This is a genomic window from Bacillus aerolatus, assembly GCF_009183655.1.
GTDB classification, from domain to species: Bacteria; Bacillota; Bacilli; order Bacillales; family Domibacillaceae; genus Pseudobacillus; species Pseudobacillus aerolatus.
Map to the genome: position 1 here is coordinate 439,054 of NZ_WEIO01000001.1, position 26,092 is coordinate 465,145.

At 39.2% G+C, this 26,092-nt stretch carries 29 protein-coding genes and 3 pseudogenes; 24 read left to right on the forward strand and 8 right to left on the reverse strand.

Going from position 1 to position 26,092, the window contains the following annotated elements:
* Positions 1 to 23 precede the first annotated feature (23 nt).
* Together F9802_RS02380 and F9802_RS02385 are read right to left on the reverse strand one after the other, a co-directional pair.
* Positions 24 to 1,388, reverse strand: coding sequence for an MATE family efflux transporter (locus F9802_RS02380; RefSeq protein WP_152149528.1), 1,365 nt, complete (start codon positions 1,386 to 1,388; stop codon positions 24 to 26).
* 167 nt (positions 1,389 to 1,555) lie between these two features.
* Positions 1,556 to 2,113: a GNAT family N-acetyltransferase gene (locus tag F9802_RS02385; protein ID WP_152149529.1), complete on the reverse strand. Its 558-nt coding sequence runs from the start codon at positions 2,111 to 2,113 to the stop codon at positions 1,556 to 1,558.
* Positions 2,114 to 2,447: 334 nt separating this feature from the next.
* Here F9802_RS02385 and F9802_RS02390 point away from each other — a divergent pair, with 334 nt between their 5' ends.
* Both F9802_RS02390 and F9802_RS02395 read left to right on the forward strand, forming a co-directional pair.
* On the forward strand, positions 2,448 to 3,317 hold the full coding sequence (locus tag F9802_RS02390; RefSeq protein ID WP_152149530.1) for a patatin-like phospholipase family protein: 870 nt from the start codon (positions 2,448 to 2,450) through the stop codon (positions 3,315 to 3,317).
* A 182-nt stretch (positions 3,318 to 3,499) separates the two neighbouring features.
* Complete coding sequence (locus F9802_RS02395; protein WP_152149531.1) at positions 3,500 to 4,183, forward strand: DUF421 domain-containing protein; 684 nt, start codon at positions 3,500 to 3,502, stop codon at positions 4,181 to 4,183.
* A gap of 35 nt (positions 4,184 to 4,218) precedes the next feature.
* Here the strand turns inward: F9802_RS02395 and F9802_RS02400 are convergent, their stop codons facing one another.
* Together F9802_RS02400 and F9802_RS02405 are read right to left on the reverse strand one after the other, a co-directional pair.
* Positions 4,219 to 4,425 (reverse strand): cold-shock protein, encoded by a 207-nt coding sequence (locus tag F9802_RS02400; protein WP_152149532.1) that lies wholly within the window; start codon positions 4,423 to 4,425, stop codon positions 4,219 to 4,221.
* Positions 4,426 to 4,538: 113 nt separating this feature from the next.
* Positions 4,539 to 4,715 carry an aspartyl-phosphate phosphatase Spo0E family protein gene (locus F9802_RS02405; RefSeq protein WP_152149533.1) on the reverse strand — a complete coding sequence of 59 codons (177 nt, stop codon included), beginning with the start codon at positions 4,713 to 4,715 and terminating at the stop codon, positions 4,539 to 4,541.
* Between the two features lie 330 nt (positions 4,716 to 5,045).
* Here F9802_RS02405 and F9802_RS02410 point away from each other — a divergent pair.
* The 10 genes and pseudogenes from F9802_RS02410 to F9802_RS19485 form a co-directional block, all read left to right on the forward strand.
* A pseudogene (locus F9802_RS02410) lies at positions 5,046 to 5,216 on the forward strand (acyl-CoA dehydrogenase family protein); the annotation flags it as partial.
* A gap of 124 nt (positions 5,217 to 5,340) precedes the next feature.
* Complete coding sequence (locus F9802_RS02415; RefSeq protein ID WP_152149534.1) at positions 5,341 to 6,954, forward strand: long-chain-fatty-acid--CoA ligase; 1,614 nt, start codon at positions 5,341 to 5,343, stop codon at positions 6,952 to 6,954.
* A 75-nt stretch (positions 6,955 to 7,029) separates the two neighbouring features.
* Positions 7,030 to 7,182 (forward strand): annotated as a pseudogene (locus F9802_RS02420) (TetR/AcrR family transcriptional regulator); the annotation flags it as partial.
* A gap of 38 nt (positions 7,183 to 7,220) precedes the next feature.
* Entirely contained in the window at positions 7,221 to 8,309 is a 1,089-nt protein-coding gene (locus F9802_RS02425) for a CaiB/BaiF CoA transferase family protein (protein WP_152149535.1), read from the forward strand.
* A gap of 25 nt (positions 8,310 to 8,334) precedes the next feature.
* Positions 8,335 to 9,954, forward strand: a complete 1,620-nt coding sequence (locus tag F9802_RS02430; RefSeq protein ID WP_152149536.1) for a long-chain fatty acid--CoA ligase — start codon at positions 8,335 to 8,337, stop codon at positions 9,952 to 9,954.
* Positions 9,955 to 10,177: 223 nt separating this feature from the next.
* A complete protein-coding gene (locus F9802_RS02435; RefSeq protein WP_152149537.1) occupies positions 10,178 to 10,402 on the forward strand; it encodes a hypothetical protein in 225 nt (74 codons plus the stop codon).
* A 254-nt stretch (positions 10,403 to 10,656) separates the two neighbouring features.
* Positions 10,657 to 11,550, forward strand: a complete 894-nt coding sequence (locus F9802_RS02440; protein WP_152149538.1) for a YIEGIA family protein — start codon at positions 10,657 to 10,659, stop codon at positions 11,548 to 11,550.
* Between the two features lie 18 nt (positions 11,551 to 11,568).
* Positions 11,569 to 11,757: a capping complex subunit for YIEGIA gene (locus F9802_RS02445; RefSeq protein WP_152149539.1), complete on the forward strand. Its 189-nt coding sequence runs from the start codon at positions 11,569 to 11,571 to the stop codon at positions 11,755 to 11,757.
* A gap of 306 nt (positions 11,758 to 12,063) precedes the next feature.
* The gene (locus F9802_RS02450) at positions 12,064 to 12,291 is read left to right on the forward strand and encodes a hypothetical protein (protein WP_152149540.1); all 228 of its coding nucleotides are present in this window, start codon (positions 12,064 to 12,066) and stop codon (positions 12,289 to 12,291) included.
* A 61-nt stretch (positions 12,292 to 12,352) separates the two neighbouring features.
* Positions 12,353 to 12,529, forward strand: coding sequence for a hypothetical protein (locus F9802_RS19485; RefSeq protein ID WP_191991730.1), 177 nt, complete (start codon positions 12,353 to 12,355; stop codon positions 12,527 to 12,529).
* 327 nt (positions 12,530 to 12,856) lie between these two features.
* Here the strand turns inward: F9802_RS19485 and F9802_RS19490 are convergent, their stop codons facing one another.
* Positions 12,857 to 13,009 carry a hypothetical protein gene (locus F9802_RS19490; protein ID WP_191991731.1) on the reverse strand — a complete coding sequence of 51 codons (153 nt, stop codon included), beginning with the start codon at positions 13,007 to 13,009 and terminating at the stop codon, positions 12,857 to 12,859.
* Positions 13,010 to 13,452: 443 nt separating this feature from the next.
* Here F9802_RS19490 and F9802_RS02455 point away from each other — a divergent pair, with 443 nt between their 5' ends.
* The 7 genes from F9802_RS02455 (at position 13,453) to F9802_RS02480 (ending at position 19,416) form a co-directional block, all read left to right on the forward strand.
* Positions 13,453 to 13,944 (forward strand): DUF2975 domain-containing protein, encoded by a 492-nt coding sequence (locus tag F9802_RS02455; RefSeq protein WP_152149541.1) that lies wholly within the window; start codon positions 13,453 to 13,455, stop codon positions 13,942 to 13,944.
* Positions 13,945 to 13,954: 10 nt separating this feature from the next.
* Positions 13,955 to 14,176 (forward strand): helix-turn-helix domain-containing protein, encoded by a 222-nt coding sequence (locus F9802_RS02460; protein WP_152149542.1) that lies wholly within the window; start codon positions 13,955 to 13,957, stop codon positions 14,174 to 14,176.
* 707 nt (positions 14,177 to 14,883) lie between these two features.
* Positions 14,884 to 15,117 (forward strand): hypothetical protein, encoded by a 234-nt coding sequence (locus F9802_RS02465; protein WP_152149543.1) that lies wholly within the window; start codon positions 14,884 to 14,886, stop codon positions 15,115 to 15,117.
* Positions 15,118 to 16,701: 1,584 nt separating this feature from the next.
* On the forward strand, positions 16,702 to 17,331 hold the full coding sequence (locus tag F9802_RS02470) for a LysE family translocator (RefSeq protein ID WP_152149544.1): 630 nt from the start codon (positions 16,702 to 16,704) through the stop codon (positions 17,329 to 17,331).
* 269 nt (positions 17,332 to 17,600) lie between these two features.
* Positions 17,601 to 17,756 carry a hypothetical protein gene (locus F9802_RS19495; RefSeq protein WP_191991732.1) on the forward strand — a complete coding sequence of 52 codons (156 nt, stop codon included), beginning with the start codon at positions 17,601 to 17,603 and terminating at the stop codon, positions 17,754 to 17,756.
* 326 nt (positions 17,757 to 18,082) lie between these two features.
* Entirely contained in the window at positions 18,083 to 18,289 is a 207-nt protein-coding gene (locus F9802_RS02475) for a hypothetical protein (RefSeq protein WP_152149545.1), read from the forward strand.
* A gap of 302 nt (positions 18,290 to 18,591) precedes the next feature.
* Entirely contained in the window at positions 18,592 to 19,416 is an 825-nt protein-coding gene (locus F9802_RS02480) for an STAS domain-containing protein (RefSeq protein ID WP_152149546.1), read from the forward strand.
* A 108-nt stretch (positions 19,417 to 19,524) separates the two neighbouring features.
* Here the strand turns inward: F9802_RS02480 and F9802_RS02485 are convergent, their stop codons facing one another.
* The 3 genes from F9802_RS02485 to F9802_RS02495 all read right to left on the reverse strand — a co-directional run bounded on the left by F9802_RS02485 (position 19,525) and on the right by F9802_RS02495 (position 21,865).
* A complete protein-coding gene (locus tag F9802_RS02485; RefSeq protein ID WP_152149547.1) occupies positions 19,525 to 20,379 on the reverse strand; it encodes a manganese catalase family protein in 855 nt (284 codons plus the stop codon).
* A gap of 553 nt (positions 20,380 to 20,932) precedes the next feature.
* Complete coding sequence (locus F9802_RS02490; protein WP_152149548.1) at positions 20,933 to 21,286, reverse strand: EamA family transporter; 354 nt, start codon at positions 21,284 to 21,286, stop codon at positions 20,933 to 20,935.
* Between the two features lie 39 nt (positions 21,287 to 21,325).
* Positions 21,326 to 21,865 carry a flavodoxin family protein gene (locus F9802_RS02495; RefSeq protein WP_152149549.1) on the reverse strand — a complete coding sequence of 180 codons (540 nt, stop codon included), beginning with the start codon at positions 21,863 to 21,865 and terminating at the stop codon, positions 21,326 to 21,328.
* A gap of 137 nt (positions 21,866 to 22,002) precedes the next feature.
* Between F9802_RS02495 and F9802_RS02500 the strand changes: the two genes are divergently transcribed.
* The 5 genes and pseudogenes from F9802_RS02500 to F9802_RS02520 all read left to right on the forward strand — a co-directional run bounded on the left by F9802_RS02500 (position 22,003) and on the right by F9802_RS02520 (position 26,074).
* Positions 22,003 to 22,890 carry a LysR family transcriptional regulator gene (locus F9802_RS02500; RefSeq protein WP_152149550.1) on the forward strand — a complete coding sequence of 296 codons (888 nt, stop codon included), beginning with the start codon at positions 22,003 to 22,005 and terminating at the stop codon, positions 22,888 to 22,890.
* A 407-nt stretch (positions 22,891 to 23,297) separates the two neighbouring features.
* Entirely contained in the window at positions 23,298 to 23,789 is a 492-nt protein-coding gene (locus tag F9802_RS02505) for a PaaI family thioesterase (protein ID WP_152149551.1), read from the forward strand.
* 186 nt (positions 23,790 to 23,975) lie between these two features.
* A pseudogene (locus F9802_RS02510) lies at positions 23,976 to 24,326 on the forward strand (DDE-type integrase/transposase/recombinase); the annotation flags it as partial.
* A gap of 201 nt (positions 24,327 to 24,527) precedes the next feature.
* Positions 24,528 to 25,514, forward strand: coding sequence for a TAXI family TRAP transporter solute-binding subunit (locus tag F9802_RS02515; protein WP_152149552.1), 987 nt, complete (start codon positions 24,528 to 24,530; stop codon positions 25,512 to 25,514).
* A gap of 47 nt (positions 25,515 to 25,561) precedes the next feature.
* Positions 25,562 to 26,074, forward strand: a complete 513-nt coding sequence (locus tag F9802_RS02520; protein ID WP_152149553.1) for a DUF1850 domain-containing protein — start codon at positions 25,562 to 25,564, stop codon at positions 26,072 to 26,074.
* Positions 26,075 to 26,092: the final 18 nt, after the last annotated feature.

The window sequence follows — 26,092 nt, forward strand, 5'->3', positions numbered from 1 at the left end:
CGGGGGTCCTATTAAGATAACAATTATCCGGCAGATTTTGGTGCATGAAGCCTTTTTCGCTGAATGAGAAGCAGCCGGGCGGAAAGGGTGAAAGCTCCAGCAGTTAACCCTGAAATTAAGCCGATCCAATAGCCGTACGCTTCAAAGTGAGTAGCGTCGGCTAAGTAATAGCCTAATGGCAGCCCAATCACCCAATAGCTGACCAGCGTCATAAAAAAAGTCGTGTTTACATCTTTATATCCGCGCAGAGCCCCTTGAACGGGTGCCTGGATCGCGTCTGACAGTTGAAACAAAGCAGCAAAAAACAAAAAGTGGGCGGTAAGTTTAAGCACTTCCTCATCTTTCGTATAAATCGATGCAATTTGCTCCCGGAATAACAACAGCAATGTAATACATATTAATGAGAAGGTCACAGCCAAAGCGACCCCCATCCAGCTATATATCTTGGCATCTTTTAACCGGGCGGCTCCCACTTCAAAACCAACAAGTATAGTTAAACTCATAGAGATACTGAGCGGGATCATATAAAGCAAGGACGAAAAATTGATGGCTACTTGGTGGGCAGCAATAACATTTGTGCTGTATTCACTCATCAACAAAGTGACCGCGGAAAAAATACTCGTTTCAAAGAAAATAGATAGTCCGATGGGAATGCCGATGAGCAAAATTTCTTTCCATTTAGAAAAAGAAACAGCGGGAAAGGCATGGAATATTTTGTAGTTGCTGAATGGCTGTTCGCGATGAATAACGATGGCAGCAATGATCGCAATGAGCCAGTACGTAATGGCGGACGCATAACCAGCCCCGACTCCCCCAAGTGCCGGCAAACCCCATTTCCCAAAAATGAGAGCATAATTAAAAAAAACATTTAAAGGCAAAGAAATAAGTGTAATCACCATGGAGGTCCTCGCCATGCCGAGCGCATCAATAAAGCAGCGGAGTACCGCGTACACGAATACGGGAATAATACCGAAAGACAAAGCGATGACGTAGTCTTTTGCAATCGCTCGTACACTTTCTTCAAGATTCATTACGTTCAAAATAGGTTCAAGCGCCACGCTGCCGACAGCGAAAACAGCAATAGCAAGGACGATAGAAACATAAATACCCTGCATCACTGTAAAAGGGACGTCCCCTTTTTTTCGAGCCCCAACGAGGTGGGCGACAATGGGTGTAACGGCAAGCAAAATGCCGCTTAAACCGGTATAAACAGGCACCCATAAAGAGGAACCAATGGCAACACCAGCCAAATCATCTGCCGAATAGCGGGCAGACATCATCGTATCAAAGAAATTCATTGAAAATAAACCGAGCTGAGTAATCAAGATCGGCATTAAAATATAAAAAAGCTGTTTCAGTTTGTCACTTGCGGTAAACGTCTGCTGCACTTCTTTTCTCCTCTCTTTCTAAAAATACACACAGAACGAGAAAATTATATCATATAACTTTCTTTTGTGCTGATGAACTGGAAAACCCTTCGGCGGGATACCGAAGGGTTCAAGAAAGGAACATTCATTTTTAAAGCTGCATAGACAGAGGGGAAGGATCGAAAAGTTTAAGCTTCCATTGCTTGTTCTTCTGCTGATTCGTTTTGTTTTCTCATCATATAAAAAGTAAACAAGTCCTTTGACACTTCAAATAAATCGAACACATCTTCCGTTTCATTAATACGAGAATAAATAGCCGGGCGGGTCTCGTTAGCCAATATCGCGTAAGGAAGCTTTTCTGCTGCTTTGCGTGACCGGGCATTCACTTTGCGGATTTGCATAAAAACGGCTTCAATACCGAGGTCAAAAAAAAGTTCATGAAAAAAAGCTTCTTTTGCCAGGACATTATAGCCTTTTCCATGGAACGGTTTACCGAGCCAAGTGCCGAGGAATCCGGCGTTTTCGTTGATATCATATAAATTAATCGTACCGATCGGATTGCCCCATTCATCGGTAATTGTACGGGAAATTAATTCTCCCCGTTCTTCTGATTCAATCGTTTGTTTTGTTACGAAGACAAATTCTTCATAGGAATGGGCTTTTTGGCGCACAAAAGGGAAGACTTCAGGGTGCGTCATCAAATCAAATAGTACATGGCTGTCATGTACATCGCGCTTCTTTAACATGTAAATCCCTCCAAATGAGGGCACTCCGGTCCTGTTGCGTCCGAATCCACCCTCGAAATTTTTCATAGCGTTCATAAAAAATTTCGGGGTGGGAATCGAACCCACTAGAACCAGCTGCAGAAGCTGGTGGCGCACCATTTGCCTTCCCTAATTCCCATCAAATTATCGTAAATCTGAATATATCATACAAAAAAATGTTTCGTTTGAAAATAGGTTTTTGCCTAATTTTTAAAAAAATTTTTTCATCCGGATAGAATGAGTTTTCTTTAAGCAAAACAGGCGTTACTGAAGGAAGATTTTGATACAATATTATATGAAAAGGAGAGGGTAAATAATGCACACAAAGACAGGCCTTGTGCTTGAAGGCGGCGGTATGAGAGGGCTATACACAGCGGGTGTGCTCGATTTTTTTCTTGAGAACAAAATAGAGTTTCCATATGTGATTGGTGTTTCGGCAGGCGCCTGCAATGCCGCTTCCTACATTTCGAAACAGTGGGGAAGAAACAAGCGGGTGAATATTGGATTTGTCAGAGATCCAAAATACATTTCATTTCGGAATTTGATCAGAAAAGGCGAGCTGTTTGGCATGGATTATGTGTTTGATGTCATTCCTAACCAAATTGTTCCATTTGATTATGAGGAATTTAAGAAAAGTGAGACGGAGTTTGTCGTAGGAACGACGGATTGCCATACGGGTGAACCAGTTTATTTCGGCAGAAAAGATTATAAAGAAGATTTATTAACGCCAATCCGGGCATCGAGTTCACTGCCGTTTGCTGCGCCGGTCGTCACTTTTCAAGACTATCATTTGCTTGATGGCGGCATCAGCGATCCCGTTCCGATCAAGAAGGCCGTACAAGATGGCTGCAGCCGCAATGTTATCATTCTTACACAGCACGAAGGATACATGAAAAAACCTTCCCGTCTTCATTTTATGGCGAAACGAAAGTACGCTCACTATCCGGGAGTAGTAAAGGTGCTTGAAAACAGATGGAAACTGTACAACCAAACGATAGAGTACATTCATCAACTGGAAAAAGAAAACGAAGCGTTTGTTATTCGTCCGACACAATCGCTTGAAGTCAGCCGTGTGGAGCGCAATCAGCGCAAGCTTACGAAGTTGTATGACCTTGGCTGGCAGGATGCTGCTGACGCATATGACTCATTAGCCGAGTGGCTGAAGGAAAGCAAACTGACAAAATAAATATGGGCTGTCTCCATACAGCTTCACGAAAAGAATGCATCCGTTGAATAAATGGCGGATGTATTTTTTATATTGGAAAAGACTTAAACGTTCGGAAGGAAGATTTTTGCTTGGTTGAACGTGTGTATAAAGGGAAAGGAGTAGAAAGGATAAACTATCACTTTGTCACAGGAGGTAAGAGGATGTATGTAAGTATTGCTTTAAAAATATTTTTTGGGTTGATCGGTTTGTTAATTGTCATTCGTCTGCTTGGAAAAAAAGAACTCTCGCAAATCACTCCATTTGATTTTATTTATTTAATCCTCTTAGGAAGCTTTCTTGAAGAAGGAGTATTTGATGAAAAGGTTTCGATCTTTCATATTTTATATGCCGTTGCTATTTGGGGTGGATTGATTTATTTGATCGAGGTCCTTGTCATGAAGTCAGATCGATTTAGAAAGCTGTTAAAAGGAGAATCTTCTGATTTAATTATTAAAGGAAAAGTTGATATACGAGCACTCAAGAAAAATCATATTGAAATGGAACAGCTGCGAATTTTAATGAGAAACCAAGGGTACTTTTCTTTAACTGAAATCGAACATGCCACACTGGAAACGAGCGGAACATTGAGCGTATTGCCAAAAGCAAAAGAAATGGCCGTCAAACCCGGTATGCTGAATATAACGCCGGAAGAAAATGCACCGACGTATTTATTAGTGGATGAAGGTGAAGTAGAAGAAAAAGAATTAAAAAAAGCCGGCAAAAGCAAAGAATGGCTTTTATCTGAGCTGAAAAAAGAAGGAGTAGATGATATAGCGGATATTTTTTATGGAGAATGGTCAGAGAAAATAGGTTTTTATCTCATTCCGTACGAAGAGAGAAAATAACAAGAGTAAGCAAGGGGAAGATGAATTCCCCTTGCTTACTCTTTATGTATATTGTTGTTTTTCAGAAAATGAGTATACCGTGTGCCGCTTTTCATTTCTTTGCCACAAAACGGGCAGGCGGGCGTTTCAGCAGCAGAAAAATCTTTCCTCATCCAGCCGTTGCAATCTTCTGATACGCATTCCCAAGTGTCAATATCTTCATTTGGCAAAGGCTCTTCCCGTCTGTTATTGTAATAAGACATTTTGTCACTTCCTATTTTTCAATTTTACACTCTTTTTCATTATCTCACATAATCCCGTTTTTTCCTAAAAATCTTTTCAAATAAGTTAGTAACAATAATTAAATTCCAAACAATCAGTTGCTGGGAAGCTTGATCAGCATTTGGTATGTATGGATTAGTTTATCCAGTTCTTCGCTGTATTGAATCGTTTCAAAGTGATTAAGTCCTTTTGTCATGCCGGCTCTAATCATTAAATTTCTTTTAGAATTAATTTTAGCTGTTAATTCATTATAAATATCCTGCTTTTCCATTCCTTAGCTCTCCTGAACAGATATTTTTTTGCGTTAAAATATAACATTACATATTATGACGATTTCACAATTAAAATGAAAGGTGTTCGACAAAACTTCTATTAAAGTTACATAATCAACTAGCGATGTCTACAAAAGAGGAGAAAAAACGAGGATGTCCTCTCTTTTTAAAACACAGAAAATTCAAAAACCGTTACGTTGCCGGCTGCTGGGCGGTAAGATAATAATAGTTTACATACTAACCAGTTAGTACTGAAAGGAGAGATAAACGCATGGATTTTTCTTATTCAGAAAAAGTAAAGTCACTACAGGTGCAAGTAACGAATTTTGATGGCATTGAACGTGATTGACCGGGCCATTTAAGCCCATGGAGGCGCCGGGGTGAGCGATGCTTTTCCGTTAGCTGCCCAGTGGGCCAATGCGAGAACGCTCAGGCTTGCCGACGGGCCGGATGAAGTACACGAAGCCCAGCTGGCCCGTTTAGAGTTGAAAAATAATTAATTTTCAGAATAGGAGGACTTTTCATGTATATAAAAGAATTATTTGATTTAACAGGCGGCTGCAAAACGAGTCGTCTTCTTGAAGAAGGCTTCTAAAAAGATTCAATCACTAAGGGGGATAAAAAATGAACGCACCGAATCAGTATCTGGCTTCTTTTCCGGAAGGCTACTCCCATGAATTGAACATACCTAAATTGTCACTAGCGCAAATGTTTGAGAAAACTGTTGAACAATTTGGCAGCAGACCGGCTGTCAGTTTTTATGGCAGCAAATCGACCTATCAGGACATTTGGCAGGCGGTCCAGGCGTTCAGTTGTGCTCTGCAGGCAGCGGGCATCAAAAAAGGCGACCGCGTCGGTATTATGCTGCCAAACTGCCCACAATATGTGATCGCCTACTTTGGCATTTTGCGAGCCGGTGCGATCGTGACTCAAATCAATCCGATGCTTATGGAAAGAGAATTGGCATTCATCTTAGAAGACAGCGGCACGAAAATGATCGTTATTTTTGATGCCCTTTACCCCAAACTGCAGGCAATCCGCCAAAATACCTCTATTGAACTGGCTGTGACCGTCTCATTAAAAGATCCTTTTCAGCCGGAAGCGCCTGACAGTACATTCATGCAATTTTTAACAAAAAGTACGTTATTCACCCCTGTTTCCATCAATCCGGAAGAAGACACGGCTATTCTCCAATACACGGGAGGTACAACTGGCCGCTCAAAAGGAGCGATGCTTACTCATAAGAATATCCTTGCTAACGTTGTCCAGTCTTATAAATTCTTTAAAAATGAAATTAAAAAAGGACAGGAAAAGTGTCTGACCGTCATTCCTTTGTTTCATGTTTTTGGCATGACTTCGTGCATGAACTTATCGATATATGCTGGATTTGAAATGGTCATGCTGCCCCAGTTTCAAATCGATGAAGTGCTGCAAACAATAAAGCAGGAACAGCCGACCATATTTCCGGGTGTACCGACGATGTACGTCGCGATTACGAACCACCCGCAGGCTGAAAGCTTTGGCATCGATTGTATCCGGCTTTGCAACAGCGGAAGCGCCCCGATGCCGGTCGAGCTTCTCCGCGAGTTTGAGAGAAAGACGGGAGCGAAAATACTGGAAGGCTACGGTCTGTCTGAAGCCTCGCCTGTGACGCACTGTAATCCACCATTTGCTGAACGGAAACCCGGAACAGTAGGGCTTAGCATTCCCGGAACAGCCTGCAGGGTAGTCGATATTGCTACTGGTACGAAAGATGTGAAGCCGGGGGAACTTGGCGAAGTGATTATTAAAGGGCCGCAAGTGATGAAAGGATATTGGAATCAGCCGGAAGAAACGGCTGTCACTCTCCGCGGCGGCTGGTTGTACACAGGTGATATTGCTGTGCTTGATGAAGAAGGGTATTTGTCCATTATTGACCGGAAAAAAGATTTGATTATTGCAAGCGGCTACAATATTTATCCGCGTGAGATAGAAGAAGTGTTTTATGAACACCCGGCTGTGCAAGAAGCGGTCGTGATCGGGATACCCGATGGTTACCGCGGCGAAACTGTTAAAGCCATTCTTGTGTTAAAAGCCGGTCAATCTGCCACCGAGGAAGAAATGATTGAATTCAGCAAAGCCCATTTAGCTGCTTATAAAGTACCTAAACAAGTGGAATTCAGAACAGAGCTTCCGAAAACAAATGTCGGAAAAATCTTAAGAAGAGCTTTGCGGGAAGAAGCAATCAATACTCCGTAATGGCCGGCAAGGGCTCAATAAACCTTCTTCCTTGTGATACAATTTGGTAAAAATGATCAAAAGAGGGTTTAACAAATGAAAGAGACAATCGTAGAACAAAGCATCGAACTATTTCCTAATAAAGGCTTTAAAGAAACATCTATACAAGACATCATGGATGAATTGAACGTGACGAAAGGAACGTTTTACTACTATTTTAAAAGCAAAGAAGAATTGCTGATGGATATTCAAACTATTTTACCGAACTGACTGGAAGGACTGATTTTGTGCTGGAAGGAATAAAAATTATCGACTTCTCTAATTATTTACCTGGTCCGTTCGCGGCGATGAGACTCGGGGACTTAGGGGCGGAAATTATTAAAATCGAGTCTCCCAGCGGCGATCCCGCCAGAAGAGTAGAAAAAGCGATTTACTTGGCTAATAACCGCAACAAAAAAAGCGTCGTGCTGAATTTAAAGGAAGAGGCAGCGAGAGAGTCTGCCTTAAAACTGATCAGCGAAGCGGACGTTGTGATAGAAAGCTTTCGACCGGGAGTGATGAAGCGGCTCGGACTTGACTATGACACAGTCAAACGAGTCAAACCGGATATTATTTACTGTTCTATTTCCGGCTACGGCCAATCGGGCACATTCAGCATACTCGGAAGCCACGACTTAAACTACATGGCTTTAAGCGGTGTGCTTTCCCAGCTGAAAGACAAAGAAGGAAAGCCGGTTCATCCAACAATGACCTTCGCTGATTTAATCGGCAGTCTCGCTGCGAACGAGTCCATATTGGCCGCTTTAATTGCGCGGCAAAAAACAGGCGAAGGATGTTTTTTAGATCTTTCATTAACAGATGCTCTTACTGCTTTCATGGCCAATCACCTTGTTATCGAAAAAATGTCCGGGTACGAGCACGGGGTAAAAGCTCTTTCCGGTGAGATTATTTCTTATTGTTTATATGAAACAAAGGACGGGCGCTATATGAGTCTTGCCGCCCTTGAACTTAACTTCTGGAAAAATTTCTGCGCGGCTGTCAACAAGGAAGAGTGGGTGTCCGCTCATACGTCCAAAACGACGGACGATAATGAAGTTTATGAAGACATAGTCAAGTTGTTTCAAAGCAGAACATTTCAAGAGTGGACTGCTTTTAGCGAAAAAATTGACTGTTGTATGGCTCCTGTGTTGGAAACAAGCGAGCTGGCGGAAAACTGTTATATGAAAGAAAGGGAAATGGTTACGGAAAAATGGGGCCTTCCTTTCGTGAAAACGCAAGTAAAGCCAACTTTGGAGGAAGCATCCAAACCGCCGAAAAAAGGGGAGCACACAGCTGAGGTGTTAGCTGGCCATCCAATGATGTTTTCAAACAAATAATGTAATGGAATGGAGAGACGCGGCAATGATGAATGTTCCGTTAACAGTTGGTTCCTTATTAGAACGCGCCGAACGATTTTTTCCAAAAAAGCAAGTCATCTCCAGAACTCATTCTCGCATTCACCGGCTGACGTACAAAGAAGTCGGTGAACGGACGCGCCGGCTGATGAGTGCATTAAAGACATTAGGCATACGAAAGGGAGAACGGGCAGGCACGCTCGCTTGGAACCACCACCGTCATCTCGAAGTATATTTTGCCGCTCCCGGTATTGGAGCTGTTCTCCATACGATTAATATGAGACTGTCGCCGGAACATATCATTTATATTATTAACCATGCGGAAGATAAAGTACTCTTTATTGACGAAGATATCGTCCCGCTCATTGAACGGATTGCAGACAAATTGCCGACGGTGAAAGCCTACGTCATTATGACCGATCAGCCAGAGATGCCGGAAACAACTCTTCAGCCGGTTTATTCGTATGAACAATTGCTGAAGGCAGGAAACCCCGACGAACAATTTATAACTGATATCGGTGAAAATGAGCCGGCCGGCATGTGCTACACGTCGGCTACAACGGGCAATCCGAAAGGGGTCATCTACTCACACCGCGGAATCGTGCTGCATAGCTATGCGCTTGGGCTGGCAGATACAGCGGCACTGTCTGAATCCGATGTCGCGATGGCGGTTGTGCCGATGTTCCACGTCAATGCGTGGGGCGTACCATTTGCGGCCGCCTGGTTCGGCACGACACAAGTAATGCCCGGTCCGCAGTTCACACCTAAACTGCTGGCGGAATTCATTGAGCAGGAAAAAGTAACGATTACGGCCGGTGTGCCGACGATTTGGCTTGGACTCATGAGAGAATTGGAAGAAGCTTCATACGATATATCGAGTTTGCGGGCTGTTCTTTGCGGCGGTTCGGCTGCACCGAGAGGCATGATTCAAACGTTTGAGCAAAAGTTCAACGTGCCTTTCCTTCATGCGTACGGCATGACAGAAACGAGCCCGCTTGCCACTGTTTCACGGTTAAAAAGCTATCAGTCCAATCTTTCCGAAGAAGAAAAACTTGATCAGCGTGCGAAACAAGGACTGCTCGTTCCGGGGCTGGAAATGAAAATAGTCGGTGCGCATGGTGAGGTGGCTTGGGACGGGAAAGAAATGGGCGAGCTGCTTATTCGGGGGCCGTGGATTGCAAATGAATATTATAAAGACGAGCGAACAAACGAAGCATTCAAAGACGGCTGGCTGTATACAGGCGACGTGGCAACAGTGGATGAAGAAGGCGTCATTAAACTCGTCGACCGCACGAAAGATTTAATTAAAAGCGGCGGCGAATGGATTTCCTCCGTCGACCTTGAAAATGCCCTGATGGCTCATGAAGCGGTCTTTGAAGCAAGCGTCGTCGCCGTCCCCGATGCAGAGTGGCAGGAACGGCCCGTTGCTTGTGTGGTCTTAAAGGACCATTTTAAAGGGCAAGTAGAAAAAGAAGAACTGCTGCAATTTTTAGCCCCGCAATTTGCTAAATGGTGGCTGCCGGATGACGTCGTCTTTATAGAAGAAATTCCAAAAACGTCTGTCGGTAAATTTTTAAAGCGGGCGCTTCGTGAACAGCTGAAAGGACATTACGCAGAAAAAAATTAACTAATTGTAGTGCCGCTTGCCTTGTTGGCAAGCGGCTGATTCATTAGCAGGTTTTTATTAATTTGCTGTTCTTTCACACGCATTTCTTGCATATACTCCGAAAGAAAGACAACCGGCCGTGGAATGTTGATTTAAGATAGAAAAAAATGAGAAATCCAATCTTAAGGAAGGAATTTACATAAAAAAGAAGAAGTTGTATGTAAGTGAATGAGGAGGCGAAAGAATGGAAGATTTATTCAGCTCAGTTCAAAAGATAAAAACAAGTGATCAGTTGCTCAGTCTGTTAAATGAGGATTGGAAGTTTGTTTGGCTGGAAGATGAACAGAGGGAAATAAAAATAAATCTCCATGGCTGGAAAGATTATGCCTGCTACGAATTTACACACGCACCGCGTCATGGCATTTGCCCTATCGAAAACTTGTGGGAATTTGTAAAAGTGACGAATTAAATGTTAAGGGATCATCGGCTGTTTTTTTGAAAAGCTTCTTCTTTTCGTATGATTTGAAAAGAAGAAGCTTTTTTTGATCTCAATATACGAAGGTAAAGGCAAAAAGGGTTCGCTTTCGTTCTTTTCGAAAAGAAAGTCTCATTCATCATATTTTTTTAACGAATGGTTAATATAAATATATATCTTAACACTTTGAACGACGGCAATTTTTAACTCTGGCGAAATCGCCAGGGTTTTTTACAGGGGGACGGACGATGGATAAATATTTACTGGCAGTTATAATTGGAATTGTTTTCGGCTGCTTATCAAGGTTTGTATTGTTGCGTACCGATTTTCGGCAATATCCTACATATCCGCAAGGAAGAATTATTCACCTTTCATTTGGATTTATAGCAGCTTTTATTGGAGCGGTAGCTATTCCTGCGGTTCTGAAATCTGATTGGACTGCAGTTACATTTCTTGGACTTGCTGCTACACAATTTCGCGAAGTTCGGAAAATGGAAAGGGACACACTTGAAAAAATTGACGAGCAAGAATTGGTCAAGCGTGGATCCCCATTTATTGAAGGGATGGCTCAAGCATTTGAAAGCCGGAATTATCTGGTAATGTTTACCGCCCTCGTTACTACGCTTTTCTCCGTCTTCACCCCTTGGCTGGGGATACTAGGCGGGGGAGTCATGCTTGTAATTGTTAAATTCAAGAGGTCAGGAAAATTGTTAGCAGACGTTGCTGATATTACGGAAGGTGAAATCCGGTTTGAAGGACCGAACCTTTATATAGGTGATATTCATATTAAAAACGTCGGATTAGAGGATAGCCGAAAGGTAATTAAGGAAAGAGCAGCGGGAGCGATCATCAATCCTAAAAATGAAAATAGTATTGTTACTTTATCCTATCTTGGGCAGCGTCAGGCAATGTTACATCATGTAGCCAATGTACTTGGTGCCTACATTGATTCCGGGGAGCCTGACTTTATTCCACTCTCCAAACGTGATATGGAAGATGGCAGAATAGGTTTATTTTTAATGCCCCAGGAAAAAGATTTTAATCAAATAAAAAAGGTTTTAGAAAATGTACCGATTCTTGATAGTGCTATTCGTTTACCGAGCGAAGCAGATAAAGGCAAACGAAAAAATCCGCAAAAATAGTTCAAGGAGGCGGGAAAAATGGCTGAAAAGCAAACTTCAATTGTTGCCATTGTTACTACTAAACAGGAAAACATAAAAGGCGGCGCACCCACTTTTACTGTGGAAAATAAAGAGACACTACAAAAAACCAGCACGAGTATTGCAAAGATACTGGGTGCCACGGCTCATGAAATAAACCCGGACACAATCATTATCGTCAGACGTTAGCAGTAAAGAAAATTTGTGGAGATTTGTAAAAGTGACGAATTAAACGTTAAGCGATCATCGAATGTTTTTTGAAAGCTTCTTCTTTTCACATTATTTGAAAAGAAGAAGCTTTTTTTGATTCAACTATACGAAGATGAAAACAAGTTAAACACGGCAGGTGAGCATGAAGCAATGTCCCTTAACGAACATATTTGCATATTCTTTACATATTAATATTTGATTTTGGTGTCCTTTTCACCGTTTTTTTCTTATTTAAGTAGTAGAGGGAGGATTAGTCTCTCAATGGAAAAGAAAGGATGGATGTAAGTGACAACTGAAACAGCCACGGATTATATCAAAGAAGTCCATGCTTTTTATGACTGGCTCGAACTAAATGAGTTGCCTCAGTCAGCTGTTCTGTTATGGCATGCGTTAATGCATCTTAACGACTGGCGGATCTTAGGTGATTGGGCCAAGGCGGGCATTCAATCTATTCGTGACTTGGTTGAACATGAGAAAAAACGGATGGATCAGCCGTCTGCCCGCTCTCATTAGTATTTGTTAAAGAACATTCAAGGTTTTCAAATATGAAAAGGCGATGGGAGGCACAAACTTTATGAGTGAAAATAAAGTGTTTCATCATATGAAAATGTATTACCGGGCAACCGGCCGGGTGATGCAGGGACCAATATTTATCAGGGAAGTGGCCATGAGATTTTCAAAAGACGAAGTAGTTGAGGGAATTTTACTTTTTAATGAGTATTTGGATGAACAGCGAAAAGGCGTGAGCTGATGAAGACCCACACTAGAGCGGAAATAAATAATAAGCAGTTAAAAGGCTTTGAAAATAGAATTTAGCACCATCTAATTACTAAAAAGGCCTCTGTAAAAATTAATCAGCAACGGCAAAAAGCCAGGCATCAGCCCAGCTGGTCAAGGTTCGTTTCGTTGATGTGTAGAGGTGGATGCAGGGCGCTTACGAAATGCTGATGGATAGCCATTACACCATAAAGAAACTAAAGCAGGCATTCGTTATGGCAATCTAAAGCTAATCTTAAGTAGATGTATAAAATCAATTGTTAAAAAAATCATTAAAAAAACGCCATTATTGGCGTTAAGGTTATTTGATGTTACTTCCCTGGTCATTTTCATTAATTATATTCTTTACATCCTGTACCATTTCATCAAAAGTTTGATTAACCTTATTCATGATTGCATCTTGAGGAGTATCGTTGTTTTGAAAGTTGATACTCTCGTTATTGTCTTTTTTCACTTTCTTCACCTCCGATAAAGATATGGTGTGTAAAGTAAAAGGAATTATTCTTTAAATGGTGAACAATAATGGATCATTTAAACTAAAAGCTGAATGATCGTTATGATCTAAAATGATTGGATGTATGTACTTTATTTCTCAAGAGACAAGTATTGAAAGTCTATGATTTTTTTACCGATATTCCTGCATGATATCCTAAAGGATTGTTATATCGCAGGCTAATTTATTTAACGGTGCAGGTTGTTGATTTAACAAGTTATAAATTGAATAGTTTAAAGCTAAAGAGCATTTCTTTGTAATGAAGAATGCTTTTTAGCTTTGTCTAAAATTAAAAGGATATTTATATATCGATAATAATATAATAAAAAAAGATAATAATTTATTGTAAAACGATAAAGTATGTGTTAAATTCAAATTGACAATAAATAAATGAGGTGCTTTTTATGAAACGAGGAACAACGCTCTTTTTAAAAATAGCTGTTATTCTTATGGGAATTCCAGTTCTTGCTTTGTGTCTATTTTTGTTGCCTCAGATAGCGAATGAAGCAAATGAAGCAGCAAAAAGAGGCGCAGATGTGGCTTTTGTGGTGTACGGCATTTTAATGGTTATGTATGTATCGGCGATACCGTTTTACATCGCTTTGTATCAAGCCTTTAAACTTTTAAGCTATATTGACAAGAACAAAGCTTTCTCGAAATTATCTGTAAGAGCTCTAAAGAATATAAGAAACTGTGCCATCATAATCAGTGGCTTGTATGCGGTAGCCCTACCATTCGTTTTTATCATGGCGCAGGTAGATGACGCACCGGGTCTCGCATTAGTCGGAATGGTCCCTATCTTTGCTTCAATGGTAATTGCAGTATTTTCTGCTGTTCTTCAAAGGCTTTTAAAAGAAGCCATCGATATAAAATCCGAAAATGAATTTGTCGTTTGAGGTGAATAACATGGCGATTATAATCAATATTGATGTGATGTTGGCTAAAAGGAAAATGAGTGTAACGGAACTTTCAGAGAGGGTTGGAATAACGATGGCTAATCTTTCTATATTGAAAAATGGAAAGGCAAAGGCGATTCGTTTATCAACTTTAGAAGCGATTTGTAAGGCTTTAGAATGTCAGCCTGGAGATATTTTAGAATACAAAAGCAACGAAGACAATCAAGGATAATAAGACACTTTTTTATAGGTATTTAGATAGTAGGAGTTGTTCTGCTATTTAATAAAAGGCTCAATAAATCAGGTTTGATATTAAATCTTGCACCATTCGTGTTCATAATACCGTTAAAATAGCAACTGAATAATTCAGTTGCTATTTTTTATGTTAATTTAATGGCGAAATATGTGTTAAAGACAATGTGAAATAGTTTGTGAATTGATATTTTCTTCCCATCAACCGAACCCGTTACGATTTGTGCTCTGTTTTTTTACTATGTAATAACTTTATTATTCGCAAACAGGAGCCGCTGGTTGATCATACGAAAGGGATGAATGTTTCGTCAACACAAAAAAAGTACCGGCCCCGCCTTCGCCGAATACCATGATAGCCACGCGTGCTACCCCGCCTGATTTTTAGTATAAAGATAAAATATTAATTCCATGCAATGTTTATTTAAAGAAGTGTAAAAATTGGAAAGTATGTGAAGCGGTTGCCTTACAAATTAAACAAAAAAGATGCCTTCCTTAAACATTAAGAGGGGGAAATAAAAAGTTTATTTCTTTTATTAAGGAACGTTAACAGTTCATTTAAAGTTAAGTAATATCGAATGAATCGACAAGCTTTTCAGAATGGCTTGTTTATAATGGCTTTAGCTTTGAAGGAAGGAGTTGAAAATCTTTATAATTAAGTACTTTAAAAAATGATTAGGAGGAAGAGAAATGGTATTTAAACAGATTTGGAAAATATTAGTTCTCGTTTTTGCCTTGATGCTTGTTACGGCCTGCAGCAATGATCAAGATATGAATCCTCAAGAAGCACCTGCAAATAGTGATATAAATACGGAGGAACCTTCTAGTGGGGAGATAAATACAGAAGAGCCTTCAAGTGGTGATACGGATATGGAAGAACCTTCTAGTGGAGATATGAATACAGAAGAGCCTGCTGAGAAGTAATACAGAATGGCCTTCAAATGGTGACAGAGGAGCCGGCTGACAAATAATTTTTGAGATGATCATTTATTAACATTTAGTATAGCAAAGGATTGTATCACTTCTTGTTAACAAAACCTTTTCTTGCAGTGATATTATCACTGCAAGAAAAGGTTTTAAAAAATATGATTAATCGACATGTCAGGAAACGATTTTTGGCACCCTTACAACGGCTCGAATCTTTGATGCACGAACATTTGTGAGGAGGACGATGATGGAAAATTTACTTTATCTTGGTACATATCTCTCGGGTGCTCTTGTTGTTGCGTATTTGATTGCAATCACTTTTGATCTGTTTTTTAAATAAAGTACAAGAAGCAAAGGAATCCCTGCTTTTGTTGCTAGTTGGGTTGTATCAGTAAACGGAGGGGGAATCACTGTCTTGAAAATGTTAAAGTATGTATATTAAAAAATCCCTCTAATGTCCCGTCTTATAAAAGGTGGGGCAGCAGAGGGATTTTCAGATATTGATCTTTTTAGAAAAAAACATAAATTCTTTTCCTTTGTTTGGCACAGCAATGTTCATAATTATTCATTGTTATCTGCTGCTTGCTTAGAAATGCCGCATAATTCAAATCACGTTTAAGCCATGCATAAAACAGAGTAAGACCCATTATATATACACTATTACGGGAGGAATACGATCAAGTTCGGAAAACACCGTTTTAGTCAATTTATATAATGGGGTGATAGAGTGGAAAAGAAATGGTTATTCCTATCCAAAAACAACGAGGAATCTTCTGATCGAAACGATACTGTAGATCTGGATGAGTGGGAAAACGAGGGTGGCAGAATCGCAAGGCTTATAAAACAAAATACGACTAGATAACAGGATAGTACTGCTCATATCGTGGATTACAATAATATGGCGGTCTAGGTCCTATTTTGGGCATTTGTCGAGTATAAGGGTTTGAATCATATAAAACCTTTTCTTTTTCATCTGAATGATCTACTAACAATAACTTTACTTCAGGGCTGAATGTATAGCGTTGCAAAGCGTATCCTCCTTAGAGCGTTTCTTTGTACCCTTCACCTTATTCAACCTTCTATAGTAATGAGCCCGTACCGACTATGTTTTTTCATTTGAAAATCATCATAACTATGAGGGTACGATTCCAGTACAAGGAATTGTGTCTTTTTTAGCTGTCATCGTGAAGTTAATAAAAATCGGTTTGTTTCGTATTTGATACAAACTGTATAGCAAAAATAAAGATTAAAATATGATTTCCCCAGTAAAGGGTAGCATCAGGATTATGCGGATTGACAACGTTAAGACAGAAAACCTTGTATCAAAAGCTAATCGTTGTCAATCCGCATTTTTCTGGCGCTACTCCTTTAATGAGTACCTTCCAAATCTAATTTGAATTGTTTGTATTTGGGGAAGGCTTTAACATTTCTTCAAGTTGAGCAAGTTGAGTTTGAGGAGTAATTTGAGGGAGAAAGCCAAATTCTGTAATTTCATCAATATCTATCATTAATTCTATATTTTTCAATCTTTAAAACATTCATTTCCTGTGGTAAAATTCTGAAATAAAGGATGTGAAAGCTATGATAAACGTTATTACTTTCGTGATTATGTCTTTCTTTTTAGTTATTCTTCCAGGACCTGACAATGTGATTTTGACAAGAAACACGTTAAAAGAAGGAAGTAAAGGTGGATTACAAACTATATTAGGTATCTGCTTAGCATTACTGGTTCATACATTTATAGCGGTAGTTGGATTATCTGCCATTATTGCTAGTTCAGCTTATCTGTTTTCAATCTTTAAATTCGTTGGGGCTGCTTACCTCATTTATTTAGGGATAATGGCTTTCTTATCAGTGAGAAAAGATAAGATAAACATGAATACTCTAAATAAGGATCATAAGGCTACAAACGAAAATCTTTTCCGACAAGGCTTTCTAACAGATTTGCTCAATCCTAAAGTTGCTGTTTTTTTTCTAACATTTCTGCCTCAATTTGTGGAACCAAATATAAACAGCTTCTTCCCATTGCTAATGTTAGGGTTAATCTACGTTGGACTAACCTTCCTTTACTCCTTGTTTTTCATTCTACTCATAGATCAGATAAGTGGATTTATGCAAAAGCATTCTACTCAGAAAATAATCCAAGGAGTATCAGGCGCTGTACTTGTGGGTTTCGGTTTAAAACTTGCTTTTGAAAAGAATCCTACCTAAAAAGAATTCCTCTCTCCCTAAGAGGAATTCTTTTTATATACATGATTTGTTTCCCATTTATCGAACGCTCTCTTTCTTTGTGACACAGTTTGTGTCTACTGTTCACCCTTCTTTTTTGCATAAGAAAGTCTAGTTTGTAAGGGCTGAGTGTATAAAATCCCACTTTTTTATGCAGTCACCAGGCTGATGGGAAGAAAGGACAGCGAAAAATCAGGAAGAGGGATCTGATACAATGTGGCTAACAAGGTAAACTGGAAGGAGAAGGCAGTATGTCATTTGAGGAAGTAAACTACAATGGAAAACTCTATACGGTAATTCATAAATATGATTCAGGGTATTGGGAAATCAGAAGTGTGAAGAACCCCAACCTTATTGAGCTAGTAAAAGAGTCAGAAGTATCCAAAGGGCCGTTACCCAAAGAGTAAGGGCTTTTATTTATTCCATATTTCGAACGCAACATAAAGGACAAAAACTCTTGTAAAACAAACTTATCGATTTTAAAATAAGTTGCGAATCTAGGGAAGAATTTCTGGGAAGGTAGCTATGATCACTAATACAAAGAAAATCCATATATTAAATTAAGTTGTTTAATCTTCGCCTTTCGAATCATAGGAACTACATGAAAAGGCCTTCTGTTGTGGGACCTCTTTTGTAAAGCTTTTTGTATTACATTTGTTTTAATTTAAATAAATTAGGGGATAGTCAGTTTAAAACGCTATCAAACAGGGAAAGGTAAAAGGCTAATGGTGAAATGGAAAAATACCTAAGGAGAGTCGCTGCTTATTGTCCAGATATTGATAGTATGGTCAATCAAGAAATTAGCTTTACAGAGATCAATGGCCAAAAAGAATTTTCTGCTACTTGTACAGCGATAAGAGAAAGTTGTCATGATTGTTTTATCGTTAAAATTACTAACAATGGGTGTGCTTCCAAGACTGAATTGGCTCAACAAGGGTGATTCAGTTTTTTTATTTTTAAATGTTTTAAAACACAGCATAATACTTTTTCGGGGAGAGACACTTTCAAAATACAATTCGATAAATAAGTAGATCTTTCGTTTTTGAAAAACTTAAACCTTTATGCTTCTGAACTAAAGCCCCTCGTTAATTGAATAACAAAAGGCAGGTGAATACTAAAAATATTCCCCGTAATTTTATAATCTATTAAAATCTGAAAATTCAGTTTTATAAATGATGCAGTTTAATAAAGGAAAGTGGTATGGGTTTTTGTGGAGTTACATACACAAAGGAGGAGTATAGAATGAAAGAAGCGTTTCAACATTCATTTAAACTAAAAGAATTTTTTGAAAAAAATAGTGAGAAATTTGAAGAGAAGTTATTATCGGAGGCTGTCAATGTAAAAGACAAAATCAATGAAATTTTAGCTATCGGCAATATTAACCTTGTAAATAATGCCCACAGTATGGTTGTTTATATTATTGAAGGGAAAGAAAAAGAACTTCAATTATTTGCGAAACAAGAAGGAATAGCGTGGGCTACTCACTCCATCGCCCTATCATTCAAATTGGAGTGGGTGCAAGCCATTCGTAGGACTCTATGGAATTTTATAGAACAGTACAGCGAATTAGCAGGTGAACAGAAGACTTTGAACTTTTTCCGTCTAGAAAAGGAAATTAATACTCGGATCGATGCATTTTTAAATACCTTTTTTATTAGTTATTCTACATTTAAGGATTCCTTGATCATAGCTCAGAGAGAGTTGGTCGAAAATCTATCGGTTCCCATCATTCCAATCAACGCTTCTATCTCTATTTTGCCTTTGATTGGTTCGGTTGATACTTTTCGAACTTCAATCCTTGAGGAAAAGGTTCTAACTGAAATTGGTATAGCTCACATCCAAACCTTAATCATGGATTTATCGGGAATCGCAGATATGGAACCCCAGGTCATTGCCCATTTAATGAAAATTATCAATGGTGCTTCCCTAATGGGATGTAAGACGGTCATTACCGGATTAAGAGTAGAAGTAGTAAGGGAAATGATACAACAGGGACTCTCATTTGATCATGAGACAAAAACACTGGGTACGTTGCAACAGGCACTAAAAGAATACTTAATAATCTAAATAGAGCCTAGATATAATTTGCAGAATTGATAGTGTTGCTAAAGCCCCCTTAAAAGGGGCTTTCAGTTTGGCGACAAACTGAGACCCGCTCTTTAGAGCGGGTCATAATTATCTATTCAAATCACTTATTCCTGGGGAGTGTTCATTTGGAAGCTCAGGCATAACTGGGACTGGATAACCTGTCGGTGGAGGAACAACCTGAAGCTCCCCACCATTCCTGCTTGGAGATTTCCCAGTGAAAACCTCTGCAATTAAGGTATCATCCAGCCTGAAATTAAACTGGGCATTGTGGAAGCCCATATCTATATACTTCCGGCATTCAGGGTATTTATTTATATCGTAGTTTGGAACCGGAAACAATTTCCCCCAGTCTACTCCAAGTGTTTCAAGGGCTTTGGCAAACGCATTCTGATGCGCATTGTCGCGAACGATCAGAAACGCAAGCGTTTCCCTGAACGTTTTATTTGAACTCATTTCATATATTCTGGACTTTTGCAGAACCCCAGTTGATTCCAATGTAAGGTTATCCAACAAGTCTCCTATCAAATTCCCATGGCTGTACACCCAGGATCCATTCCACGGATTTCCTGCCGCATCCTCTGGAACAGAAGCCTGGGCACCAATAATATAATGATGGGGGTTGGCGTGGGTCACTGGGTTTGCCAATGGTGCACCGCTTGGACTTTCCGACCCTACTCCGGGTTCCCCGGATTCATTCAGTAATTGGTTGATGGTCGTCTGCACAAGTTCAACATGCGCAATCTCCTCTAAAAAAATTCCCCGGAGCAGATCTCGGTATTTCTTATCCGTACCGCGGAAATTTGAACTCTGAAAAAAGTACTGCATCATGGTACGCATTTCCCCAAAGTGTCCGCCAAGGATTTCCTGCATTACCTTTGCTGCAACTGGATCAGGTTTGTCAGGTACAATAATATTAATTAAATCTTCCCTGTAAAAATACATGGTTTTACCTCACTTTCACATCTTATAGGCATCAGCCATTCCTTTTATATTGGCTTATTGAAGGACAGAAAATACATATTGCTTTGTATTAAATAAGTCGTATAAAAAGGTATTCTAAAGATCTTGTAAATCTCAATACAGGGGAAGGGTAGCATATTATTAAGAAACGTAATTAAGCTAATGGGGGCTTTAATTGATCGAAAGGTTAGAAAATTTTATTTTTTTAAAATTTCATGTAAAAAAGAGAGTTTCCCAACTAGGGGGCTCGTTAGTTTTTCGGTTTTGGTGCAAAGATTGCATTTATTTGAAAGATATATATAGATTCCTAATGGAATCTGTTCTTATGCAGCCACCGGGCTTTTTCAGAAGCCAAAAACGTTGATAAATCAACGATGTATAAAATCCTACATAAAGAATCAAGAGGGAACAAAAAGAAACCCCTTGAAGGACAAGAAGTTTTTAGTATGCGAGCTTTCTGCTTGTGGCGTTATGTGAACAAGGGGTGTATGGAATATTCATTTGATACTTAGAAGCCTTATTCAACTAAAGGACCCTATAATTGAAATCGAACTAATAAATAATTGATTAATGGCACGAATATAACGGTAAGACTAACAAGGAATCCGGCATTAGAGGCAGATGTCATACTAACACCAAATGTAATAAAGGTGAAAACACCAAACAATAATGTTCCTAACATTAGGGAAGAAATAATCACTTTTTTAGTAACTAACATTAAACGTTTATAAAATAGAATTCCTGATATTAAAAAAGCAAGTAAAAATCTAAGCCCAACAATGTTGAAGGCTTGGAGTGAACCAAGCACTAACTTCATAAAAACATATGATAGCCCCCAAAAAGCATTTATAACTATCAAAACCATATTTGCCAATGTCTGTTGGCTCATAAACTCCAATCCCCCTTGTATCTCTTGCGAATTGGAGTATTATTGTAATTTTCTTCTTAGCTGTTCCGCTGTAGACAGTGCTTTCAAGTCTTGAGCAATATCACCTGGTCTGTTTCCTTCCCCAATTATATATCCTTCAAAAGTTGTCCCTACAAAGTCAAAAATATGTTGAAACTGCTGAATCATTGGTAAACCTTTAATGTACGGCTGATCTCCCCCCACTGCAATTACATATGCTTTTTTAGAAGACATCACGGCCTTGAAATCAGGATAATTTGGGTCTCTTAAAGTTTGTGACCATCGATCAATAAAATTCTTCATTGTTCCTGTCATGCTATACCAATAAATCGGGGTAGAAAAAATAAGAATATCATGTGGAAGAATTCGATTAATGACGGAGTTATAATCATCATTGATTTCGGGAAAGCCTTCCTCTGCATGTCGCTTATCGATTATAGGTTCAATGAAATAATCCTTCAGATATACTTCTTCCACATCTAAATCTTGAATTGCTACCTTTGTTAAGGATTCTGTATTTCCGTTTGGACGGCTGCCACCGTAAATAACTACAATTGTCATTTTGCTTATCTCCTTTACCATGTAGTTTTCTGCTATTGTTTCTCGAGTATTTATATCTTATAATAAGTTGTTAAATCGATACAGACGATTATTACGATTAGATAGATCGGAAAAACCGATTTAAAGAGGCTGATAAAATGGATATTAAACAATTAATTACTTTTAAACATGCCGCAGAAAATCTGAACTTTACCCAAACGGCGAAATTATTGAATTTTGCACAATCAAGTGTTACGGCTCAAATCAAAGTCCTAGAAGACGAGATTGGCAAACCCTTATTTGAACGTTTAGGCAAACGACTGATTTTAACAGAAGCCGGACATCAATTTAAAAGATATGCTGAAAAAATGATTAATTTAAGCGAAGAAGCAATTACGGCTGCAAACGGGGAAGAAGAACTAACTGGTACTCTAACAATAGGGGCTCAGGAGAGTCAGTGTACCTATCGATTACCGCCAATTCTCAAAGAGTTCAAGGCTGCATTTCCAAAAGTAAAGCTCGTATTTAAACCGGCAAATTCTGACGAAATGGCGAGAAAACATCTTATGGGGGGGTTATTAGATGTTGCCTTTATTATGGATGAAAGAAAGCCTGAAGGATCTTTAATAGTAGAGCAACTTATCAAAGAGGAGTTAAAACTAGTTGTCACACCAAACCAATCTACATCAGCGTTTTCAATAGATGATCTGAAGCATGCAACTCTTTTGCTTACAGAAGATGGATGTTCTTATCGAAATATGTTCGAAGAATCCTTAAATTCTTTTGGAATATACCCACTAGATAAAATAGAATTTGCTAGTATAGAGGCCATCAAACAATGTGTAATTGCAGGATTAGGAGTGGCACTACTGCCTGAAATGGTAGTGAAAAAGGATATTAAAGAGGGACGATTGAAGGAATTACCGTGGAAGTCTTCCTCATCTCCACTTTATACTCAAATTGCTTGGCATAAGGATAAATGGGTGACACCACCTTTAGATGAATTTATTAGCCTGACTCGTAAGATGTTTCTATCTGATATTTAGCAATCAGGCACGATTAATTATTGCGGGTGATGTCAGCTTCGCTGGTACTACCTCGAATAAGCAGTAAAAAGGATCTTCCAGCCGAGATCCTTTTTTAGTACCGATATCGAAGATTATGTTTACTAAATTTGCATAAAGTATTCGTATGATTTTGGGGATACCTTAACGGTGTAGATCCACAAAATCCTGAGGCTACTCCTACTTGAAAAGAAATAATAATTATAATATTATTAAAATTAAGATATTTCTGAGTAAATAACTGAACGAGCGCTCAGTCAACAAGTTGAGAATGACGTACATCTATATTTTAGTTACGAGGGGGAGTTATATGAAAGCGGTCGTATTAAGAGAATTAGGTGGACCCAATCAATTAAGATATGAAGAGATAATCTGAAAAAGGAGGAATTATGATGGAAAAAGTGTTAAAAGCGATTCAAGATGATTATCCAAATGATATTGCATGGTGCTATGGATGTGGTCGGTTAAATGAAAACGGTCATCATTTTCGGACAAGCTGGCAAGGCGAGAAGACGGTAACAATTTATATGCCACAACCAGAGCATATGGCCATTCCAGGTTTTGTTTACGGAGGGTTGCTTGCGTCGTTAATAGATTGTCATTGTCATGGGACAGGTTCGGCATCCATGTCTTTACACCGTAAAAATGGACATGAATTAGGGGATGGTACGCTTCCTCCTCGCTTTGTAACGGCTTCTTTAAAAGTGGACTTTAAAAATCCAACCCCACATGGTGTTCCATTAAAAGCAGTTGGGACTGTACAAGAGATTCACCCAAAAAAGTGGAAGGTTGAAACAGAGGTATTTGCAAATGACACACTTGTTGCTACTGGAGAAGTTATCGCTGACGTAATGCCAAGTACATTTTTGAAAAAAGACTAGAAAAACTATATAACTGTTCTCAATTTCAACTAATGCTTTTATTTATTATTGAAGCAGCTATATGGTTCTGGTGCAAAAACTTCAGAATATCGGCAAGTCATCTTCCAAACTTGGACATACTGATATTAGTACTCTAAAAGGACGTGATCAGTATGGAAAAGCAAAATCTGTTCAAGTGGAAACATTTTCAAGAAAGCTTTGCAGTCTTTTCATGTTTCAAAGCCCCGTGTGATCACAGTAAACAAGACCCCAGCTTATCCCATCGCTATCCAAGAGTTAAAAGAAGAAAAACAGATGCCCGAAGGCATCCAACTAAGGCAAGTTAAATATCTCAACAATATCGTGGAGCAGGATCATCGCTTTATAAAAAAACGAACTCACCCGATGCTTGGATTAAAGTCTTTACGGACTGCCAAACGAATTATTGCGGGGATAGAGGTGATGCACATGATCAAAAAAGGGCAGACTCTTCAAAGGAAGAAGTCTGTCCAAAATCAAAAAGAATTCATCCAACAACTGTTTGGACTAGTTGCATAAGAACAAGGGTCATTGGAAAACTTTCGCTTTTTTATATTTTCTTCAAGTATTTGCACCAGAACCGTTTTTAATCAATATTTATTCCAAATCTACATTTTATGCGAAAACGTATCCGAATATTGTGATTATTCTGTAAATTTTTTGGAGTTTTATGCTAAACTATTGAAATAGAAATTAATTAATTCCACTAGGAGGGAAAGCATGAAAAAGAGGATCACTTTATTATTCGTTTTACTATTGGCATTTTCACTTGCTGCATGTGGACAAAAAATTGACACACCGTCTGAGAAAAAGGAATCAGGAGAAAGTCCTGCTTTAAATCTTGAGCGAATCAGCATTGTGACTGGCGGTACGGGAGGTACATATTATCCACTTGGCGGTGAGATGGCGAAAATCGTCGGTAAAGAGCTGGACGTTGAAGCGAACTCACAGTCATCAGGAGCATCTGTAGAAAACATGCAGCTTCTTCAAGACGGTGATGCAGATATCGCCTTTACACAAACAGATATTGCGAGCTATGCGGTAGAAGGCAAAGAAATGTTCAAAGAGAAGGTTGATCAGGTTACGGGTATTGGTACGTTGTATCCTGAAACAGTTCAGATTGTAACGCTAAAAGACAGCGGCATTAAAAGCGTTGAAGATTTAAAAGGAAAGAAAGTTTCAGTAGGAGCTCCTGGCAGCGGAACCTTCGCAAACGCAGAGCAGATCTTAAAAGTCCACGGTATAACGATGGAAGACATTGACGCGCAGCACCTTTCATTCGATGAATCCACTGAAGGAATCCAAGACGGAAACATTCAAGCGGCATTCATTACGGCAGGAACACCGACTGGCGCTGTCGATGCATTATCTGCAACAAATCCTGTAACGGTCGTTCCGATTGCAGACGATAAGATTAAAGAGTTGATTGATACTCACCCTTATTATATTGAGGACACAGTGAAAAGCGGAACTTACAAATTAGAAGCAGATGTCAAAACAGTAGCTGTATTATCCATGCTGACTGTCCGTAAAGACATGGATGAGGAGGCAGTCTATCAGATTACGAAAGCTATCTTTGAAAATGTAGATAAGATCAGCCACGCAAAAGGAGAACTGATTTCTGCTGAGAAGGCTGTAGAAGGTATGGGAATCGACTTCCACCCAGGAGCTAAAAAGTATTTTGAAGAAAAAGGAATCCTAAAATAAGAGGTGCAAGCATGGGCTGAAGATTTTTCTTTAGTCCATGTGTTCTTATGAAGAGAATAATAGCAATATTAGTGATTGTAACCGTTCTTGTTATTGCCGTTTCGTATCCTTTCCTTTCTGTCGTCGTCGCAGAAGAGGGTGAGTCCGGCAGACCATTAGCTTTTTTTCTGAATAAGCCTGGTGAAAAATTCAGTATAAAGTACATACACTCTATCCACAGGACGCCTGTTCTCGAAACCTATCTGACCAATAAAAATGGGGAGATTGTACAGACGGAAATGAGGTTTGAGGAATTTGGAGTAGGTATGCCTTCAGGACCAAGCGGAAACGAGACATTCACTCAAAAGGATGGAACTTATATTTTAGCGAACATGAATAGAACCTTTTCTTCTATCGATATTCGGGTGGGACAAGTAGTTGCAGATCATAGATTGATCATTGATGGGGAAGAATATCCTTTTTCCAGCTTTAGTGGTAAAGGATCATGGGTAAGGATAGAAACAAAAAAATGGAATATCTGGAAATGGATGATTGGAGGGAAAAGGCTTGGAAAACAATAAACATCTGCAGCGTGATCA